Origin of the sequence: Bacillus halotolerans, assembly GCF_004006435.1 — a bacterium.
Lineage (GTDB): Bacteria > Bacillota > Bacilli > Bacillales > Bacillaceae > Bacillus > Bacillus halotolerans.
On record NZ_CP029364.1, the window covers coordinates 182907 to 203896 of the forward strand.

Genomic DNA, 20990 nt, shown 5'->3' on the forward strand with positions numbered 1-20990 from the left:
CTTTCGGCTCCTGTCCTTCTAATAGAAGCTTATAGCTGTCAAAAAGGCTGCGAATAAACGTCAGGGAAGAAATCCCGTCAAAAATAATATGGTGAATAACCACAAGCAAAAAGTGCTCTTCTTCTGATCTGGAAAAAACACGGACGCGCATTAACGGGCTGTTTTCCTTTACATACGGTTCTTTTACTTGTTTTCTAAGATAAGCAGTCGTGTCAGACTCTTTCATACCCGAAATGTCTTCTGTTTTGATATCAAGAGATAGCACCGGCTCATTTTTGAGGCAAGGCACTCCGTCTTTTTCTTGAATCACATGCTTTAATATCGGATGCTGTTTCAGCACATGGTGAAAAGCTTGCTTTAAAGTTTCAAGGTAAAGCGCTGACGTAAATCGAAAACAGAGAGGTACGTGATAAGCGCTATTTTCAGGTGACATTTTCTGCAATGTCCACAAACCTTTTTGAACTTCAGAAAGAGGTTGAAAGGCTGCTTGCTTTTTTTCCGCCTCTTCTGATTGGGGTGTGTTAATGCTATCTTTGTCACCAGACAGGCTGCTCCGCAAATCTTCTTTTTCAGACAGATAGTTTGCCAGTGATTCGATTGCAGGATACTTATATAACTCTCTGGCTGTGAGTCTGATGCGGTATTTTTTCTCGACCGCCCGAATAAGCTTCATCATCTTAATAGAGTCAATACCGAGGCTTTGGATATTGGTGTTGGGCTCAATCCAATTGCGGGAAACATGAAGCTCATCAGTAAAACAGCTGAGCAGATATTCCTGTATTTCTTCTCTTATTCTTTTGGCATCATCTGCTTCTTGTGTCTCTCCCTCACCGTTTATACGGTTCGGTTTGTGAAGCAAGTGGTCGAACTCCCCATTTTCAAATGCCGTTTTCAGCTGTGTGCGCTGAATCTTTCCTATAGCTGTTTTCGGAATCTCTTCTTTATGCACCGGAAGCAAAAATTCGGGAGTCACACCGATTGTCTGCGTGACATGATACTGTATGTTTCTAAGAAGTTGAACGATTTCATCATCATTCATCTGGGCGGAAGTAACAAAGAAGATAGCCAACTGATCCGTTGTATTGTTATTCACACGGACAGCACAAGCGGCAGTATAAGAAGTTTCGATTTCCGCTAATTCTTCAACTGCGGATTCAATCGCATGGCTGTAGTAATTGACACCATTAATAATAATCGCATCTTTCGTACGGCCCGTAATGGTTAGACGCCCATTGCGCAAAAAACCGAGATCGCCAGTTTCAAACCAGCCATCCTCCGTAAACACACTCTCATTCAAATCCGGGCGCCGATAATATCCGCTGGTAACAGAGAGGCCAGAGACTTGAAAACGGCCGATCTCGCCTTCCTCAACCAATTCATTATGGTCATCCACAATCCTCATGGAGAATCCAGGAATCGGGGAGCCTATTTCCACAAAACCATCATCATCGCTTGTTGCGGCACGGGTAAACTCACGAGAGAAAATCACGCCGGATGAAGTTTCAGACATGCCCCATGCAGGGCGAATCGCATCACCAGGCAATCCGTGAGGTTCTAAAAGCTCTAGCATTCTGCGCCCGACTTTAGCGACCATCGCTTCACCGCCATTGAGCATATAGCGCATGGATGACAGGTCCCAGTTTCGATTTTTCATTTCATCAGAAAAATCAGTGACAAGTCCGAAAGCAAAATTCGGCGCCCACGTAACAGAAGCACGGTAATGATCAATCCAATCAAGCCATTTTAGAGGTTCCATCAAAATCGTTTCACTTGCGACGTTGATTTCTTGGCAGCCAAGATAGACATCCCGCAAATGAAGCATCCCAATGCCTCCGACATGATCAAACGGCATCCAGTTAAACGTGATATCCTCTCTTGTAAAACCTTGCATTTGAATAATGCCTTTCACCATGCTTAAAATATTTTTGTGATTGAGCATGACTGCTTTGGGAGTGCCCGTACTCCCTGAAGTCAGCAGCAGAAGCGCCAAATCTTCAGGATGAGCTTGATGCCAGTCGGTTTCCATCTCATCACGGTAAAGATCCTCGACAGCCAAGGCGCGAAAACCTTCAAGTTCTTGCTCTTTTGCCCAATCAATCATTTCCTGAAGCAATTCTCGACTCGTAATCACCGGCGGCCTGTCAAGAAGTGTCCATGCGTCTTTCAGCTTTTGAGTCCCGCTGTTCGACTCTGTGTACGTCGGGGCAACAGCTAAAGGCGCCGGAACAATTCCAGTTGAAACACAGCCCCAGAAAGCAGGGATAAATTGTGAATTGTCACCAAGCTGCAAGATCACATTGTCCTTTGCTCTCAGGCCAGATTGACGGAGCCCCTTCACAATACGCAGCGCATCCTTCCATAAACGGCCGTAAGATTGCTGAATCTCAGTTCCATCCTGCTGCAGATAAATGATCCCCTTTGTTTCTCCAAGCTCCGCTGCAGTTTTGTATAAAACCTCGGGTATTGTAGCCGGTTGATCTTCGGATATATGTAATGGCTCCCCATAGCTGACAGAGGGATTAGCTAATCCGCGGGTATTCACATCATTTCTCATAGAGCTGCCTCCATTTCACCTGCACATTTTTATGTATCACACGACGATCATTTTTATTTTCAATTAATTCCCATACAAACCTGTGATTCTCGTTTTGACTTCGTCTTGATGAAATGTTTTCTCATGCATAACGAGCTCCTGTTCTATCACGCTGGAAAGCTGCTCGCGAAGCGGCGCAACCAAGTGGTCTTTTAGTGTAATTAAGGAGTTTCTCGGTTTTTCCGCCAGCTCACGCGCCAGCTCCACAGCATACTCCAAAACTTCAGATCGAGGGAGGACTTTAAAGGGTATTCCTCTTTTTTCGAGATCGGCTCCCCGATAATTGCCTGCATTCATTAATAACTCCTGCGCCAAGCTGAACCCGAGTTTTTGGGGAACGATAAAAGTAGCTCCCATACCCGGTGTAAACCCGTATTTCATAAAATTAGTGGTATACACGCTCTCCCTGCTCAGAATAACAAAATCAGCAAAGAGCCCCATGACAAAGCCGCCCCCAATTCCGTGACCCTGCATGGCAGCAATGACGGGAATTCTGCAATCAAGTGCCAGAGAATAGAGATTGTCATCAGTAAACTTAGTGATTCCTTGCTGGATTCTCAGCAAACCTTCTTGTGTTCCGCCTGAAGCAAAATAATTGTCGTATCCCGTTAAAATCACTGCTTTATAGCTTTGTTGATTGCGAATGAATTCGAACGCTTGAATTAATCCGTCTGTGAGTTCTTGCGAAAACGCGTTTTTATGAGCACGGTCATGCATCTTGACCTGAATAATAGCGGGCTCGATTTTAAAAAGCTCTACAACAGAATGCGTCATGATGTCCTCCTAACGGTTTCTGATTGTATGTATTTCACACAGTTTACGGGCTCTTCTCCCAAGGGAACTGCCCCGTTTCAACATACCTTATGATTCCCATTTGATTTTGAGGGTCGGAAAACATGTCTTGATTTTCAGTTAAAGCCATGGATTTCGTACGCCGCGGGCGGTCATCCAATGAATTGATAAACTGTTTATACCGCGCAATTGCCTTTTTATTTAACCGCCGTAAGCGCAATAAATGCTTTCTCAGCAGGACCTCGCTTTGAGCGTCATAGGCATCTACCAAGCCCCATTCCATGGCTTCCTGAACAAAAATCGGTTTTGTCATTAATGTCATATAATGCGCTTTTTGATAGCCGATCCTGCGAATCAGAAATGGCAGCACACAAGCTGGATAAAGACCAAATAATAACTCGGACAGACTGAATGATGCAGTTTGATCCGCTATGACAATATCACTGGCAGCCACAAATCCAAGACCTCCGGCATTTACTTTTCCCCGCACATGTGAAATGGTGACAAAAGGACCAGTCTGCAATTTCAGCCACAAATCATAGAGAGGTTCTTGAGAACTCGCTTGTTTTCTGCCGCTTTTCATCTCCTGATATATTTCTTGAAAATCCGCTCCGAAACAAAATACCTCCGGGAGCCCCTCTAAAACAATGACCGTAACGGAAGCTGTCTCACATTGATTCATCACTTGTAAACATTCATCGATTAATTGGTCATTGATCGTATTATTAGCGTCAGGACGATGAAAGGTTAGATAGCAAATTGACTCTTGAAACCGGACCTTAATCGTTTGGTATGTCACGACATCCACCTGTACTTGCGATGAAACTCAGAAATTTCTTCTAAAAACAGCCTCGGCTTTTCTTGATGAAACTGCAATACCCCCGGAATCATCTCAAGATCCAGCTTGACATTACGAGTTCCGAACCGGACCATCCCGCTTCCCTTGAACAGCGTTTCATACTCATCCATTGAAAGATGATATCGATTGTCCAAGTGCTTCTCGATTTCAAATAAACGCTGGCGTTTTTGGCCTTGAGGCGTTGCTATTCCGCTGTAAAATTCAGAACAGCAGCCTGAACCATAGGAGAAACAGCCGATTCGTTTAGGCGAGTCAAGCTGCGCTTTGTCAATAGTGCTAGCCAACGCCAGAAGCAATGCGGCTCCCATAATGTTTCCGACCCTTTGGCAGTAGAGCAATCCAGGCTGTACCCGTTTCAAAAAATCAGTTTCTATCTCGGCCGTTTTCGCCTTTGCCATCTTACGCATCATCGTCCGGTGCGCCCCTTTCACCATCCCGCCAAAAGGCGTATGGTAGGCTAGATATTGAAACGTATCTTGATAATGAGCCCCGGGTACACGTTTTTGATATTCCAAGAACGTTTGTTCACAGCAATCCAAATATGACATTAAAGACAGGTCAGCATCTCCCGCCTCACTGTCGGGAATGGGACGGCACGTATCCATCACTTCGTAGCCGTAATAGCCGTTTGCCCCGGGATCAACTTGAAACACCTCGGGATTTTCGCCTATCAAAACAGCCACTGCTCCCGCTCCGGCACTCGGTTCGGCATAGGACCAATCCTCACTTAAAGCGTCTCCGCCTTCAGCGATTAAAAAACGGGAAATATCACTGGCGATGACCAGTGCTTTGGCACCCGGAGACGTCTGGGATAATATAAAATTCACTGCCATTTGAAATCCGGCAGTTCCTGAATAACAGGCTTGTTTTATTTCGAACAAACGGCAGTTGCGATTGAGCCCTAAATATTCATGGATATAGGTGCTTAATGATTTTCCAAAATCGATCCCAGATTCGGAACAGGTGATCAGCAATTCAATCCTGTCCTTCTCTGCGTCACTTAGTGAATCAATAATCGGTTTAGCCGCATTCACTCCAAAGGTCACAGGATCTTCGTAAGGCAGTGCTACCGCTTTTTCCTTCATTAATAAATTTTCAAATCTAGCAGTATCTAAATGTCTGTACTTGGCTAATTGCATGACATCAAGGTATGCCGTTCCGCCAAAGACATTCATCGCTTCTATTCCAGCAGAAACCATTTATGATTCGCCTCCGCATTTTTCAATGTTTTGTATACAAACAGCGGTATTCATTCCGCCAAAACCCATGCTTAAACTCAACGCGTTTTTTATGTCGTGTGAAATTGATTGATCCGTCACCCAATGCAAGGAAGGATCAATTGGATCATGTAAATTCCGGCTCGGATGCAGGCGTGATTCTTTCATTTGAAGCAGTACAGAAATAATCTCAACAATGCCTGCTGCACTGAGCCCATGCCCGGTTATTGATTTTGTTGCATTTATATAAGCATGAGAAAGACCGCAAGCATGCAGCGCCTTCAATTCAATTTCATCTCCAATGAAAGAACCCGTGCCATGAGGGTTTATGTAATCAATTTCTTCAGGTGTGAGACCGGCTCGCTCCAATGCCTTTTGTATGACATAGATCTCCCCTTCTAAAGAAGGATCAGGATTGCGGTTCCCATCTACTTTGATTGACCATCCTGACAATGCAGCATAGGGTTTTACGCCCCGGCGGACAGCCGTATCTTTTCGTTCTATCACCAATGCGCCGCAGCATTCTCCATAAATAAATCCATCTCTGTTCTTGTCAAAGGGACGGCACGCTTTTTCCGGCTCATCAGCATATTTATCCGTTCCCATAGCGCCTAAAGCCCTAAGCGCCTCACATTCCATATAGGAAATATCCATTAACGCCCCCAGTGCGATGCAAATATCTACCTCTCCTGACAGGACTTGCTGAATTGCTTGAATCACCGCTAACTGGCCGCTTGCGGAAGCACCTCCCGCCGTATAAGCTAAACCGGTGATTCCAAACTGTTCTGTACAAAGACCGCAAAGATCGCTATCCATAAAAGACAGTGCATATGCTGGCGACATGAAACCAGAGCGGTCCCTATAATTCTCATAATGCTGGAGGGTCTCTCTTTGCTGAAAGTTCGATCCTCCTGCTACCAGCCCGATACGTGCGGAACCAACATCGTCTAACTTCGCCTCCTCCCAGGCTTCTGAGAGAGTAACCAAAGCAGCCCGGCTGGAAAATGACGCTTTTCTTAGCAGTTTCTTAGAAAGACGGTCCGGATAAGATAACGAAGGAATTTCAGCTCCAATAAACCGGCTGTCTTTTTGTCTGCCAGGGCGCTGCATCACTTCAAAGGCATGCCTCCCAGACAATAACGAAGAAACAAAAGCCTCTTTCCCTTGGCCGATCGCTGCCGTTACTCCGACACCGGTCACCAGAATCTCAGGCGGATTGTACTTTGTCATAAAGCACCTCAGCTAATTCGCCGATGTTGTTCACACCAGACAGCTCGACACGAGGGATTTTTAATGATAAATCCTCAAGCACCATGGTTATAATTTCAGCCCTGTCTACAGAATCAGCCCCTAAATCAGCTAATCGATCTTCAGGCTCAAAACGGTGTCCGTCCAATTCTGGAAGAACCTCACAAATATTAGTAATCAATACTTCGAAGACTTTCTGTTTATTCATAACGTTTGTCTCTCCTTTAAATGGAATGTTAAACATTCAGGCTTCAACCATTTTTTTCGCAATATTCAATCTTTTATTATTGCACAATAGACTTTAAAGCGCCTTTTGAGAAAATAATGCAATTCTGTCGTTAAGTAACTTTGCGGTTTCTGTCATTAATATTTTCCCGATGTCATCCACATGACGGTTCCGCCAGCTCTCTAATTCTGAGCCTTTGACCCATTGATTAAAAGCCCCTAACGCAGGGCCGCAGTGAACTTGATAATCGACTTTAGACTCTTCGCTTCCGCTGATCGCCAATTGCGAGCTATACCTAAAGTACCATCTGAAAATCAATGCCATCTTATGTTTCGGATTCCGTTCAGCCTTCTCAATCTCTGCCGATGGATAGTGTAATTTAATATCTTCATATATTTTTTCGATACTGCGTTTAAAATATTTCTCCTCTAGCTGAGTTAAGGTCTTTTGATCGATCTCACTCAATGATCCAAATCGCTGGTAAAGTTCATGCAGCTTGCTGGCTCGCGCCGGAAAAAACACACCTTTTTTTAGCACTTGCACTTTGCTGCCCGATTCGAACATATCACCCGCTGGCGCATACGCCGTATCTTGAACATTCATTTGCTGCAATAAATCTTTCACTCTGTCACTTGTGGCCGCTTCAACCGTACACTGATTAATTGAGCCGGTTAAGATAAAATCAGCACCGAGCATAAAGGCAGCCATCGCCGCCTCAGGAGTCCCTATCCCGCCTGCCGCACCGACGCGTATTTTTTTGTTATATCGATACTTTTTCATCATTTCGTCTCTTAATAATGTCATCGCCGGCATCAAGCTGTATGCAACACCGCCGTCCGTATGACCGCCTGAGTCTGCTTCCACACAAATATCCTCTGCCACAGGGATCTCCCGCAATAACTCAGCTTCACTAGTTGTGATTTTGTTTTCTCTTAAAAGCTTTTCTACCATATTCTCCGGCGCAGGACTCATAAAGGATTCGGCAACCTCAGGCCTTGAGATTTTCGCTATCATTCGATTTAAACATATCACTTCACCGTTTGGACGCCGTTTCAATCCTTTGGCGCGATATCTAACTAAAGCAGGAGTGACACTTAGAAATGCGGAGGCTTCCAAATGTCTCACATTATGTTTCAATAAAAGATCAATCATTTTTTCTTCTGATTCAATATGCTTCATATTGTGCACAAGGTTAATGCCATAGGCTTGTCCCTGCCCCAATTCGCCTTGAATAGACAGAATCGCATCCTCAACGTCATTCAGATCCAAACCGCCCGTGCCAAAGAACCCCATCATCCCCGCTTTTGACATCTTTACAACCATTTCTTTCGAAGCAATTCCGCGGTACATTCCTCCTGCAAGATAAGCATATGTAAGTTGATAGTCTTTTTTAAACTCGGCATTTCCTAATGAATGAGCTGTAATCTCAGCAGAAATTCGAGCTGAATGGGCGTCAGTTTCTGCTTGTTCATTTTGCTGGCCGGGAAAGACATTTTTCTCTGTTGAATCAGCATGATGTGTTAACGGCTCCGCTTCATTTTTTATGCGGGTAATTAAGCCGGTTAACACCTTTCCAGGACCGACTTCTTCAAACTCCATTGCTCCTCTTCCCATAAGAAAACGAATGCTGTCTGTCCATCTAACCGTGCTGTTCATTTGTTGAGACAGGGTCTCTTTCAGCCTTTCCTGTTGATAAGGCTCTGCATATACATTCGAGATAACCGGAAAAGACAAAGGCGCAAAATGGAATGTTTCTATAAATTGCTTAAATTCTTGTTTTGCTTCATCCATATACCTGGAATGAAAAGCTCCGCTTACGTTTAACGGGTGGAACAGCTTTACATCCTGGATGGTTTCAAAAACAGCTCCCGCTTTTTCAATATCTTTTTTTTGCCCGGAAATCACAATTTGCCGAGGTGTATTCTCATTTGCCACATCAATCGTATGTAAATGATGTTCTTCTAATACGGCTGCAACTTGTTCCTTATCTAAACCGATCACCGCAGCCATACCGCCTCCAGTAACCCGTCCCATCAGCTCGCCTCTTTTTTTCACCAGCTTTAAGCCTGTCCCAAAGTCAAATGCGCCTGCTGCAAACAGCGCGTTGTATTCTCCTAAGCTATGCCCCGCCGCAAAATCAGGTTTTTCGCCGATCTCCTCCTGCTTTTTCAAATAACTGAGTGCATTGACCACGTATAAAGCAGGCTGAGTATATTGAGTATGATTGACATCGAAATAGCCTTTTTCAGTACAGAGTTTTTTGATTGAATATCCAAGTATTTGATCTGCTTGGTCCGTCAAATGCTGATATTGCTCAAAAAGTCCTTGTCCCATTCCTTTTTGCTGGGAGCCTTGTCCTGGAAAAACATATGTAATCATCTTGTTTACTTCCTTTCTAGTTTCTGTAAACGCTCAACCATCTCCAGATTTTTCAGCTCCTGATGAAATGGTGTGATGATTGAATAACAGCGATTCGCTGAATCTCCCGAGATTAATTGTTTAACAAACGCAGCTAAGGTTCCTGAAGGCCCCAAATCAATGAAATGGCACGTATGCTGACTTTCCAAAAATTGAATAGCTTCTCGAAATCTCATTGGTCTTCTTACAGTATCCCAAAAGAAATCGTTATGAATCTCGCGAATGCTCCTTCCCGTTAAACAGGATACCAACGGGATTGAAGGGTGTTTAAAAGATTTTGATCTTAAAAATTCTTTATATACATCTTCTGCAGGATCAATAAGGGAAGAATGAAATCCGTAGGATACAGGCAGCGGCTGGCAGAGAATCCCGTTCTCTCTCAGGACATCAGTGATCTGCTGTATGTTTTCACTTTCTCCCGAAATGACAAAGTGCGAATCATAATGAATGGAGGTTAATTCACTATTTTCAAATAGCTGCGGATGATCAAGTAATAGTTGCGGTTTGTCGAGTATAGCCAGCATTTTTCCTTTATCGCAGTATTTTTCGATGACGGTAGCCTGTTCAAGTATGCATTCCAGTATCTCTTTTGCGTCTAAAACACCGGAAGCAGCAGCTGACGCGAATTCTCCCAGACTTGCCCCCAGCACGTAATCAGGCTGGATTCCCTTTTCTGCGAAAACCCGATATAAAGAATACTCAACCATAAAGATAGCGGGGTGCGTATAAAGGACACGGTCAAACGGTTCCGATACACGCTTAGCGGAATGATACATTTCATTGACTATAGATATGCCGATTCGCCCAGAGACAATGGCATCCATTTCAAGCATACATTGGCGAAAAACGGTGTTTTTGCTGAATAATTCTTTTCCCATATGATGGTACTGAGAGCCTTGTCCGGAAAACATAAAAACGAGTGGTTCATTCATTTGTATAACCTTCTTTTTTATGTATTTAAAGGTGAGTTACGGAAATATGATAATGCTGGCTGCCTGTGAGAAAAGCCTCGTTTTATGGTTTATAACATGAATGGAAAAATGCTTTGGTTTTGTTGTTCTGGATGTAGAAGCTCGTTAATGAAGTGATCTTGGAAGTATCTGAATTTGATGTGAATCATTTTGGCATCGCCAAAAACATCGACTCTATTATGACTTAGATGTTTTTGAAATAAAGGGCGGTTCTCTTGAAAGGAGAGCGATGGTTTATCGTAATATAAAAACTGACTGCGATAGTGCAAATGTCCGCTAGAGAGCGAACTTTTTTTATGAGCCTCTTTATGTAACAGTATATAAATTCTTTCAGTTTTAACAGTGTCTATCGAATCATGCATGACGTATACTTTAGACCCGAATTTGAGGCCTTTTGGTATAGAAATCGGTTTAGCGTGTCATAGGTTCCGCATCTGTTTCAATGCGGCGGATCAATCCTGTTAACACATTTCCCGGTCCTATTTCCTCAAACTCCATTTGACCTTTTTCCATTAAAAAGCGTATACTTTCAGTCCATTTTACCGAATGGTTGATTTGATCCGCCAGTGTCGGCTTAATTACTTCAGAAGAGTACGGTCTGGCATATACATTAGAAATAACCGGAATAGATAAAGGAGCAAAATGAAAAGTGTCAAGAAACTGTTCAAACTCCTGCTTTGCATGATTCATGTATCTGGAATGAAACGCACCGCTGACGTTTAAGGGGAGAAACATCGTAACGTCTGTCTTGGCTTCAAAGATGGGTACGGCTTTGTCAATATCTTCTTTTTGACCTGAAATCACAATTTGATAAGGAGCATTTACATTCGCAATGTCAATCGCATGTAAATGATGATCTATCAAAACCTCTGAAACCTGTTCTTCATTTAGTCCCATAACGGCCGCCATACCGCCGTTGCTTACCATGCTCATCAGCTCGCCTCTTTTTCTGACAAGCTTTAACCCCGTCTCAAAATCAAAGGCTTCAGCCGCAAATAGCGCATTGTATTCTCCAAGGCTGTGCCCGGCAACAAAATCGGGTTTTATGTCTGTTTCCTGTATTTTTTTCAGGTAGCTTAATGCGTTCACTACATATAAGGCCGGCTGAGTAAATTGCGTTTTGTTTAAGTTTGAATAAGGATTTTCTATGCATAGGCGTTTGATAGAATACCCTAAGATCTCATCTGCTTGTGCCGTCAGTTCTTTAAACTCATCAAATAACTCACTGCCCATTCCCTGTTTCTGTGAACCCTGTCCCGGAAAAACATATGTGATCATTCTATTAAAGCCACCCTTCCCCGCATATATAATTACCTGCTGACTTACGTTATAGAAAATATAAGTATTGCCCCGGATAAATAGTAGCATGTTCATGTTGATGGTAACCTCTGTAAATATTATCCGTCAAGTTAATTTTTCCTACACTTTCCATCGTTTTTTCTCTGCATTTTTCCATAAAGGTATAAAGAATCAGGACATGCTGTAAAACATAAGAAAATAGACCTGCATATCACTCGTGCCAAAAGATGATGATACATAAGCTTCATTTCATTACTTAATAAAATCAACCCGTGCTTTGTCATCATTTTTCAAAAGGCAAATCTTTCGGATGCAGAAAGAAAATAGTCTAATAGAATGATTTCGGAAAAACTTATTTAAAATCAAAAATGCCTCTTTGGTTTTTTCTATTGCGGAATTTCACAAAGTATTCTCTTTTATCAATCTGAAAATAAATATTATGTTTTAAAAGCTCACCTATTGTTTGCCCTGGTGTTTGACCAAATGAATGCCCCGGATAAACCCGCACTTCTGGGGAAACGATGGATTTTATCTTCTGAACACTATCGAACATATCATCTGCGGAACTGCCATGATCTTCACATATCCCGCATCCTTCCGTAAAAATCGTATCTCCTGTGAATATACTTTCTGAAAACAAATAACACATCCCGCCGGCTGTATGCCCAGGTGTAAGCAGACATTGCGCTTTCGTCATTCCTATGCTGATGGTTTCACGGTCTTGAAGAGCAATTAAGTTTTTGCATCTGAATTGGTAAAAGTCGATTTCTGTTTTCGACATATACACTTGAGGATGAAATAATGCCGTGAGCGGCTCAACAAGATTTACATGATCATAATGAGAGTGCGTTAAAAGAATTGCTGATAAATCAACCTCCAGCTCAGAAAGTTTATTAGTTAGTTTACTCAATTCCCATGATGGATCAACAACTATCGCAGATCGGCTTACAATATCTTCAATGATGTAACAATAGTTAGTCCACCCTTGATGAAATGTTTTGATCGTATGTACCGCATAAGTAACCATTTTCACCATTCCTATCAATATGAAGTTCTTTCATTCTCTCTTCCATTCCCACTTTACCAAACGGTATGCGGCTTTTCCATTCTTCAATTCATTCTTGCAGTTACGGCTTGATTCACATAAAAAAAGTTATTCTTTTTGGAGACTTGTCCATTAAGAATAACTTTTTGCAGTGACCTATTCACTCTTGGGCTGATTCATCAACGCATATAGATTGTAAATGCTGCATCATAACACGTTTGATCCGTTCTTTATTCACACGGCGAGGGTCAAACATCGCATGTAAAGCCAAACCATCGATTAAAGCGTACAGCCTCTCTCCTTCTATTTCTTTATCAGCATGTTTTTGCAATAAATGAAGCTGGTCCAAGTAGTCGATCAGATTTCGAATTGCTTTGTAAATCTCATCATGTCCCGCATCAAACATATTGTCTTTATGTCTCGCATAAACAGTAAAAGCAAACCATACCTCCATCTCTCTAATCGTTTCAGCATTTGTCGGGACAATTTCAAGCAGTATGTGTAACACTTTTTCTTTAGGCGGCAAATCAAGGGCAGCAATTTTATTAATGCGGGCTGTCACCTTTTCTTTGACAAGTTTCATTGCAAAAACAAGCAATTCATCCTGAGTTGAAAAATAATGGCGAAGCGCACCTAACGACAGTCCTGCTTCTTTGGCAATGTTTCTGACTGAGGCCCCCTCCATCCCTCGTTCTAAAATCACCCGCCATGTCGCTTCTGCAATGTGTTTTCTTCTTTTTTCATGGTCAATTTGTTTTGGCATATCTTTATTTTACCAAGAAAAAAATCAGAGAGCAATTTTTATAATACAGTTGTTTTATAAAAACGCAGATGGTAAAATCATATTAAATAATACAACTGTATTAGAAAGAGGGGAACAGATTGAACAGTGTCGCTTGGATGATTGTCTTCTGCGAAATAGGATTTTGGGTTGTAATAGTGTTAGGCCTTGTCGTACGCTATCTATTTAAACAAGATAAATTAGGGCTGTTTCTTTTTGCCTTAACCCCTGTCATTGACCTGATTTTGTTAATAATGACGTCTGCGGACTTATACCGCGGAGCCGTTGCGACTACTGCACACGCGATTGCTGCAGTGTACATCGGCGTATCGATTGCTTTCGGCAAGCAAATGATCCAATGGGCGGATGAAAAATTCCGTTATTATGTAACAAAGCAAGGCTCAAAACCGCTTGTGCGCTATGGAATGGATCATGCGAAACATTATGCGAAAAGCTTGATCAGACATGTGCTCGCTTATCTTATTGGTGCCGGGCTGCTGGCCGGGATGATTTATTTTATTAATGATGCTGCCCGTACCGAAGCGCTGAGCAGTGTTTTAAAGCTATGGACAGTCATTCTGGGCATTGATTGCCTGATCACCGCCAGTTATTTTATCTGGCCGAAAAAAGCGAAAGCTTCAAAAAATCTCAGAAGTTAAAATTAGTCTCGCTAAAAAATCCTTTTTCAATAGAAAAAGGATTTTTTCACTTTTGTAAATGTATGTTACACTTTATGCAAGTCATCTAGATAAGGAGCTTATATGAAATAAGCCTCTGCTTTCTCAGTATACCTGTCGGATTTTCGCTTTTTTCATTAGGCACTTGCCTAGGAAACATATCCTGTTTTTATTATTATTTTATGAGTTCTGCTGTATTGTGAATCACTAACATGTAAGGAGTGTAATACGTGAGCCAGAAAGAACACGACACGCCATTTAAAGACTTAAAACCAAGCTCAAAAATAATAGTGATTGTATCCATTGCCCTCCTTATCACAATTGCAGCTGCTGTGATCTTCGGCGGTTATTTCTTCGGCATGAAAGGGCTATTTGCCATCCTCGGCATCACATACGATTCCAATCAAACCTTATTGTTTTTTATATTGGGATGCTTTGCTGCTGGACTGGTTATAGACCCTCTAACAAAAGTCGTTTCTTTGATAATGATCCATTCACTTTCTATCAGAAAAACAGCACTTTTCACATTTGTTTTTTATTTCATCGCTAATTTCATAACAATTTGTTTAGTAGATTACTTTATGGATTCTATTTATATTCCGGACGCATTACTCTTTGTCATATCAGCATTTATGGCGTTCACTGAACTAGCATTTGATGATCGGCCTAAAACATAAACCGATAAAAAACCGCTTGTGATTGATTCAAGCGGTTTTATGCTGTAATGACATTTTCGTCGCCTCACTTTCCTATATAGTCAACGAGAAAGTGTAAAACAGTTAGAGGAATGAAACCTGAAATGCAAAACAAAAATCAAAATATGTCTAAAAACTTGTTATGGTTTCGTTTCTTCTTGTTGCTGTGTCTAGTGTGCATCACAGCCCCGGCTACGGGTGAGGCAGGATCGGGCAACCAGAGGCGGTTCATATTCTCATAGGCTTAAGGGCATAGCCCTCACTCTTTGTCCTTTCATTCGCGAGTGAAGATACATATGAAATCTTTTTGATGAATTGCTTAGTCATCTTTAATTCTCCTTCGAATATTTTGTATCCTATTCATACTCTCCTTTGCCAATATAAAAAGACACCCAACCGGATGTCTTACTCTCTTTCTACTAGAACGCCTGTAATCACCGGTGTCTCTTCACCTTCTTGCACAGGGCCGTAAGCTGAAAGCTTATCACCCTTAGTTAATGTTAAGTAACTCATGTTCATCACTTGATACAAACACTTTTCACCATCTTCTTCCTGAGAAATTATAAACGAATCCAAAGCACCACCTTCATCCATTACACTCTCGACTGTGCCAGTTATCTTCACAACTTTATCAACTGGTGGATCGTTTACATTTAATTCTTCGTATGATGCTTGAGTAGCAATTTCCTTTACTGTTTCGTTAACTTCTGTCCGTGCTGTGTCTGTAGACTCGTCTTCTTGAGTAACACCAGCATCAACTATAGACAACCCATCTGTGTTTGATTCCTTGTTTATTTCATTCTGTTTCGTAGTGTCATTGTTTTTCGTTTCATTGCTGGTTGAACAGCCAGCAAGCAGTCCAATAGATATCAAAGTAATTATTATGTATTTCATGTAACTCCCTCCATTATGAGAAGAGTATACCTTACATGATTGTTTCAAACTACTTTTTAATAGACAAAAGTTAATCCCTCCCCCATACGTTCCTTTCCTCTGTTCACATGTGCACCTGCATCGCGCAACTACCCAAATAAAAAAGCACCCCGAGGGATGCTTTTTTATTTTCTTTTTACATCAAATTGCGTGACAAGTCGCATATTAACATTTGCTATACGCTTACCATCTTCAAACTCATACCAATGTTCACATTCTTGCAATTCTTTTATAAGTGCTTTCTCAGATTCTGCAATTACTTTAGCTGTTCTTAAATTTTCATTATCAAACCAAAAAACAACTTCAAATTTCATAAACTTTCACCTCTTGCTTTATTATCAGACAAGTGTTCTAGAAATGAAACAGTTCGCAAAATTTGTCGAACGATTCCCTTTAAATCACATATTTATTCTTTTTAAACTGCCACCGTACCGCCAATTGTCTATCGTAAGATTTACCGGAAGCAGTTTACAGAGAATATAAAAAGCGCCTTAACGAATATAAAATAAAATTTAAGATAATAATTTTATCTGAGCGTAACACCTTCAACACTTTATTTGCGCTTAGTTAAAGCCTTGCGTTAGACCCATTCAATCTTTAATTAATATACGCAAGGCTTTACACATCAATACCATTCACTACATACTTCATTTTTTTCTATATTTTTTCTTTTTTACTATCAAATAAACCAAATGCAACTGCCAATGCAATAATCATTGCAGCATACCAAGGCCAATCCATCATATCACCACTTTCATAAAAGTAATCTGTCAAATAAGGCTAATCAAATACGGCACTAATATTGATACGTTCTTAATGAAATATTGGTTTCATTAAATAATATTCCCTCTAAACTGCCACCGCGCTCGCTCAAACCGTTAACCCCAATTGTCTATTCTGAGATTTACCGGAAGCAGTTTACAGAGAATATAAACCCTTCAGTTAGAAGGGTTCTTTTGTTCGTCTTTATTTAAATTTAGATAATACCATCCCATATTCTTTCCTCTTAAATTTTGTATCCTCCAGTAATATAAATGAAATTTTTTTACACTATGGCTATCTTCAATGATTGTCTCGTTTTCTTCCTCTTTAAATGATCTTACACTTTTATATTTCATCCGTTGTCCTGTTTGCAATTGATACCAAACATCTATTCTTTTAATTCCATATTTGCGATTCGTAACATTCCCATAATTTATATCCAGTGGTATATAAACCTCATCATCGGGAAGCATAAATGGCAAAGATGTTTCTATTATGCTCTTATCATCGTTACCTAATTTTATTTTAATGTATCCGCCTGTAATAATACTTTTTCCTACAGTCCTTACCTGTAAATAGTTAAATCTAGATACATCAGTGAAATTCGCATCTTGATCAAGTCTTTTTCCTATTATTAATCTCTCTAAACTCTCGTAGCTATTAGGCAATAATAACTTGGCCCCCTCCTTTACAAAAGGAGCATTTTTAAGATGGTATTTTCCTGTTATCTCATCCATCACCATAAAAGTTCTGTATTCAAACTTAACTTTATGATCTTCATTGATTCTACCTAAAATAAAAGTAATAAATGGTACTATAATAGCTGCTGCAGCTGTTAATGCTGTGGGTAGTACACCAAAAGTTTTTATAATTTCGTCCACACTGTTTCACCTCTACCTTATTATCGGTAAAGGGAATGAACAAAGAAACAATTTGCAAAATTTGTCGAACGTTTTCTGTGATTCAAATAACTGTTAACCGATGCAGTTTGCAGAGAATAAAAAAAGCGACCCCGCTTATCAGCAGTGCCGCTTCCTTGATCTATTACCTATTACCATAATAACTCACTTTAAAGAAAATGGAGTGCCGTTATCCTGCCAAGTTTATGCCATTTTTTTAAATTATAAGTTTTTTCGGTTTCTTCCTTCTCTTGTTTCTTAAAAAAACAAAATTAATAGTTGCAAATAACAATGCCAATATATTAATTATTAACATAATAATAGAAAAGGTATCGGAAGAGACAATGTCGATTATTGCATAAGCTGACGCTACCCCCAAAAGACTCACTACCAGTAAGGTGAAAAAAGGTAATAAACGTACAGAGGGTGCTTCAAGTGTTGAGAAAGAGTAAAATGATTTTAGCCCCTTAATTGACCCTTTTAATTTATAAAAATTTTTATCATCTGTATGCAATATTTCTATTACAGCACCATCCGAAGCATCTAAATAATCAAATTTCACTTCTAGAATGTTAGGGTTCTTTTCGTCTATTTTAATTATAAAATCATTTGCATCACTGCTTTTTTCCAATATGGTTGCAGAAATAATTTCTTGTCCCTCACTAATTACTACTCTAACAGGATCTTTTTCTACAATGTTTTTCCCCTCAATAGTAACATTTCCACTATTCCAAACAGTCATTTGAGTGTTGGTTACTCTTTCAACAGACTTCCCCTTAAAAATAATTTCTATATCTTCCGGAGCTTTATCGTTTTTTCCAACTACTCTTTCACTTTTGAATGTATATGTCAGTTCATTTACTTTTCTGTTTTTATAATGAGAATAAATTGCAAATAAAATACCGAAAAGTCCTATTAATGAACCAATCCATCCCTGATTTAATAAGTTAAGCACACATCACATCTCCCAAATTATTCATATATTATAATGTACTTACTTATCGGCATATTATCAATATTGAATTACCCATATGTTTTATACTGTGCAACTCGTCGAACTGGCCAACCCCTTGTCCTCTCTGTTTTTAACCAATATCCCTAAAATGAATTACACACCTGTTATTTTTGAGGAATTGACGAAAAATGCAAAGAAAAAGGCCCATCCTTGTTGTTTTGGATGAGCCGGGTTATATTTTGAATTTCTTCATAGCGTTGTTCATGGCGTCTTGATTGATTCCAATATACCGCAGGGTTGTCCGTTGATCCGAGTGATTAAATATCTCCTGCAGCATGGCAACGTCCTTCGTTTGTTTGTAAAAGTGATAGCCAAATATTTTCCTCAATGTATGAGTGCCGATGTCATCTAAACCAACATACTCAGCAGCCGCCCTGAGAATCTTGTATGCCATCGACCGGGATATTGGCTTGTTAATCCCTTCACGGCTTTTAAAGAGAAATTCATGATCCTCTTTCCTTTCGACATAGGCCTTAAATTCTCTTTGAAGAGCTGGCGTCATATCAATTCTCTTTTTCTTTTTCGTTTTCTTCTCTATGAGATTGAAGTATGGCCGTTTCGCGTCTCTCACTCTCAGCTGCAGAATATCTGATATGCGGAGCCCTGAATTGATACCGGTCACGAATAGCATGTAATTCCTCATGTTTTGCTCTTTTAAAAACCTCTTGATGTAAAAGATGCATTCCGGATCACGTATAGGCTGAAAAAAATCCATTAAGAAGCTGCCCCTTTCTTGTAGACTTCTTCTCTTAGAGCAAACGCCAGCCTATAGAGAGCTTTTGCCTTTACACGATAATAGCTGCGCTGGCTCATTCCCATTTCTGCATATACCTCATAATCATACATTTCTTCCAGTTGCATATAGAGCATGACGATGATCTGCCGTTCTCTTTGAGAAAGCCGGTTAACAGCCCTTTGAATCCTTTTTAAGAATTTATCACGCTGAATCTCCCAATCAAGACGCTTTAATGCTGCATCTTCCGTTGAGGAATGAAACTCATTCGTGATACTTGGTGGAACAATGCTGTAAGTAGGTGTAACCTTTGGCAAAAAATCATCTGGCACCTGTAAGAGATATAACCGGTATTGATCAAGCAGCTTCTCTGCTTTTAATTTAGTCGCTTCTTCGTCAATCTGAGGAATGTTTAATGTTAATTGATTGATAGTTTTACCTCCCGTTTATTTGCGTCTTAAAGCCCCGCCTTTGCCTCTTTTCAATGTTTGCCTATCTTGCACCCATCATTTGCCGCCAAAACCGTTCAGAACGCTCCTGTGCGTTTTTATTGGGCTTTTTCTTCCTCTTCTTCATGCCATCCCTCCGTTCAAATAAAAAACGGACACCAAACAAACAGCTTTAATGCTGTAAGTTCAGTGTCCGCAGGCTTTCCGTCTTGGACTTATTTAATTTTAATTACGTTTATATTCATACTTCTATTTTATCTATTATTCTAATAATTTTTATCCGCGAATTTAGAAATTAATTCTGTAAATTTATAAAACTGTTCATTTTGTGATACATAACGGTCAAAGAGATTAAATTTATTGAACATAGCCTTTCTTAAACCGGTACTAAGTTCAAGCTGAATACTCTTACCAGTTCTATTTCTATTTGCGATATTTTCCGGGTCAGTTCCTGCAGGTCGGCTGTCTTCCGCCAATAACTACGCAGAAAATCCGGCTTGGTTAAGTACATCCGTTAATTTCTGCGCTCTTACTCGATCAGTGCCGCCAACTTTAACATGCTAGACTGTTTACGATGTAAACACTTTTCTACAAAAATATGCCTACACCAGAAGAGGTGTGGGCATATTTTTGTATTTAATAAGTTGAAATTGTTCCAGATCCTTCAAAATACCAATATGAACCTGATTGTTTTTTCATGACTATATAATAATTTCCTGCTGGTATATCTACTAAATCCTCATCAAAATAGGTGGTTTCACCATCTGCAACATCTATTGTAAAACTGTCGATCACTGGGTCAGTGCCCAATACATCTTTTTTAATCTCAACTAATACTGTCGTTTTGTCTTCCGATTCATATCCAGTAGCATAAATTTCTCCTGAAACATTCAAGGTTCCTGCACAAAGGGCTCTGGTTATTCCCGTGAGTTTAGTGAAAAATTCAAAGTCAAAATCGTAAGAGTCATAACACGAAGCAGCCGGGGTTACAGAATTCGCAGTCGGTTTTTCAGAGTTCAATGATGATGCATTCGCCGTTGCAAACGGACTGATCGCCAAGCAAATAAGTACGCTAAACAAAGTAAGAATCTTTTTCACCATTTTATTCCCCCCATATTGTTGTTTCGCACAATAAAAATATTAACATATTAGTAAATTAATGTAAATTATATTTTTGGGCTTTATTTTATTTTCTACTAGATTATTTGTTTTCTATTCTCGATTACAAATATATAATTGATAATGAATACGATCTTATTCGTACAAAATCACCAAAAGTACGACTTTATTCGCACAACCAAAAAGTGGGATGGCGCTAGAGCCACAAGGGATATTACTTGAAGTATTCCGGCAAGATTTTCAGCTTATGAACTTGCCT

At 40.3% G+C, this 20990-nt stretch carries 21 protein-coding genes and 2 pseudogenes (1 of these 23 only partly in view); 2 read left to right on the forward strand and 21 right to left on the reverse strand.

Annotation, left to right across the window (positions count from 1 at the left end):
• The 12 genes and pseudogenes from DIC78_RS00720 to DIC78_RS00770 form a co-directional block, all read right to left on the reverse strand.
• Positions 1–2554, reverse strand: partial view of a non-ribosomal peptide synthetase gene (locus DIC78_RS00720; RefSeq protein WP_127695178.1) — the 5' portion only. Its footprint begins 12599 nt before the window's first position; the window shows 2554 of its 15153 coding nt (coding positions 1–2554); the start codon lies at positions 2552–2554; its stop codon lies off the left edge, out of view.
• 63 nt (positions 2555–2617) lie between these two features.
• Positions 2618–3367 (reverse strand): polyketide synthase, encoded by a 750-nt coding sequence (locus DIC78_RS00725; protein ID WP_106020782.1) that lies wholly within the window; start codon positions 3365–3367, stop codon positions 2618–2620.
• A 43-nt stretch (positions 3368–3410) separates the two neighbouring features.
• Complete coding sequence (locus DIC78_RS00730) at positions 3411–4193, reverse strand: enoyl-CoA hydratase/isomerase (protein ID WP_106020780.1); 783 nt, start codon at positions 4191–4193, stop codon at positions 3411–3413.
• Positions 4181–5443, reverse strand: coding sequence for a hydroxymethylglutaryl-CoA synthase family protein (locus DIC78_RS00735; protein WP_106020778.1), 1263 nt, complete (start codon positions 5441–5443; stop codon positions 4181–4183). The genes DIC78_RS00730 and DIC78_RS00735 overlap by 13 nt, the downstream gene beginning before the upstream one ends.
• Positions 5444–6691: a polyketide biosynthesis malonyl-ACP decarboxylase PksF gene (locus DIC78_RS00740; RefSeq protein WP_127695180.1), complete on the reverse strand. Its 1248-nt coding sequence runs from the start codon at positions 6689–6691 to the stop codon at positions 5444–5446. It lies immediately after the preceding gene.
• A complete protein-coding gene (locus DIC78_RS00745) occupies positions 6669–6917 on the reverse strand; it encodes an acyl carrier protein (protein WP_024121473.1) in 249 nt (82 codons plus the stop codon). Before DIC78_RS00745 ends, DIC78_RS00740 begins: the two co-directional genes overlap by 23 nt.
• Before the next feature lie 93 nt (positions 6918–7010).
• Positions 7011–9314, reverse strand: a complete 2304-nt coding sequence (gene fabD / locus DIC78_RS00750; RefSeq protein ID WP_127695182.1) for an ACP S-malonyltransferase — start codon at positions 9312–9314, stop codon at positions 7011–7013.
• 5 nt (positions 9315–9319) lie between these two features.
• Complete coding sequence (locus tag DIC78_RS00755; protein ID WP_127695184.1) at positions 9320–10285, reverse strand: acyltransferase domain-containing protein; 966 nt, start codon at positions 10283–10285, stop codon at positions 9320–9322.
• A 450-nt stretch (positions 10286–10735) separates the two neighbouring features.
• A complete protein-coding gene (fabD, locus tag DIC78_RS00760) occupies positions 10736–11602 on the reverse strand; it encodes an ACP S-malonyltransferase (protein ID WP_127695186.1) in 867 nt (288 codons plus the stop codon).
• Positions 11603–11675: 73 nt separating this feature from the next.
• Positions 11676–11798 (reverse strand): annotated as a pseudogene (locus tag DIC78_RS21710) (hypothetical protein); the annotation flags it as partial.
• A 177-nt stretch (positions 11799–11975) separates the two neighbouring features.
• On the reverse strand, positions 11976–12650 hold the full coding sequence (locus DIC78_RS00765) for an MBL fold metallo-hydrolase (protein WP_024121470.1): 675 nt from the start codon (positions 12648–12650) through the stop codon (positions 11976–11978).
• A 178-nt stretch (positions 12651–12828) separates the two neighbouring features.
• Positions 12829–13431: a TetR/AcrR family transcriptional regulator gene (locus DIC78_RS00770; RefSeq protein ID WP_024121469.1), complete on the reverse strand. Its 603-nt coding sequence runs from the start codon at positions 13429–13431 to the stop codon at positions 12829–12831.
• 119 nt (positions 13432–13550) lie between these two features.
• On the opposite strand from DIC78_RS00770, the gene DIC78_RS00775 reads away from it, so the two are divergent.
• Positions 13551–14108: a hypothetical protein gene (locus DIC78_RS00775; RefSeq protein WP_095713862.1), complete on the forward strand. Its 558-nt coding sequence runs from the start codon at positions 13551–13553 to the stop codon at positions 14106–14108.
• Positions 14109–14356: 248 nt separating this feature from the next.
• On the forward strand, positions 14357–14803 hold the full coding sequence (locus DIC78_RS00780; RefSeq protein WP_024121467.1) for a YrvL family regulatory protein: 447 nt from the start codon (positions 14357–14359) through the stop codon (positions 14801–14803).
• Between the two features lie 423 nt (positions 14804–15226).
• Here DIC78_RS00780 and DIC78_RS00785 read toward each other — a convergent pair whose 3' ends face one another.
• The 9 genes and pseudogenes from DIC78_RS00785 to DIC78_RS00820 all read right to left on the reverse strand — a co-directional run bounded on the left by DIC78_RS00785 (position 15227) and on the right by DIC78_RS00820 (position 20713).
• Complete coding sequence (locus DIC78_RS00785; RefSeq protein WP_127695188.1) at positions 15227–15715, reverse strand: putative periplasmic lipoprotein; 489 nt, start codon at positions 15713–15715, stop codon at positions 15227–15229.
• A 164-nt stretch (positions 15716–15879) separates the two neighbouring features.
• Positions 15880–16068, reverse strand: coding sequence for a hypothetical protein (locus DIC78_RS00790; protein ID WP_024121464.1), 189 nt, complete (start codon positions 16066–16068; stop codon positions 15880–15882).
• 624 nt (positions 16069–16692) lie between these two features.
• On the reverse strand, positions 16693–17397 hold the full coding sequence (locus tag DIC78_RS00795) for a hypothetical protein (protein ID WP_127695190.1): 705 nt from the start codon (positions 17395–17397) through the stop codon (positions 16693–16695).
• A gap of 235 nt (positions 17398–17632) precedes the next feature.
• Positions 17633–18370: a hypothetical protein gene (locus DIC78_RS00800; protein WP_127695192.1), complete on the reverse strand. Its 738-nt coding sequence runs from the start codon at positions 18368–18370 to the stop codon at positions 17633–17635.
• 232 nt (positions 18371–18602) lie between these two features.
• Positions 18603–19145, reverse strand: a complete 543-nt coding sequence (locus tag DIC78_RS00805; protein ID WP_127695194.1) for a tyrosine-type recombinase/integrase — start codon at positions 19143–19145, stop codon at positions 18603–18605.
• Complete coding sequence (locus tag DIC78_RS00810; protein WP_127695196.1) at positions 19145–19594, reverse strand: ArpU family phage packaging/lysis transcriptional regulator; 450 nt, start codon at positions 19592–19594, stop codon at positions 19145–19147. The genes DIC78_RS00805 and DIC78_RS00810 overlap by 1 nt, the downstream gene beginning before the upstream one ends.
• Positions 19595–19609: 15 nt before the next feature.
• Positions 19610–19739: pseudogene (locus DIC78_RS22110) on the reverse strand (hypothetical protein).
• Positions 19740–19878: 139 nt separating this feature from the next.
• Entirely contained in the window at positions 19879–20088 is a 210-nt protein-coding gene (locus DIC78_RS22115; RefSeq protein WP_106020755.1) for a poly-gamma-glutamate hydrolase family protein, read from the reverse strand.
• Between the two features lie 160 nt (positions 20089–20248).
• Positions 20249–20713 (reverse strand): hypothetical protein, encoded by a 465-nt coding sequence (locus DIC78_RS00820; RefSeq protein WP_106020753.1) that lies wholly within the window; start codon positions 20711–20713, stop codon positions 20249–20251.
• Positions 20714–20990: the final 277 nt, after the last annotated feature.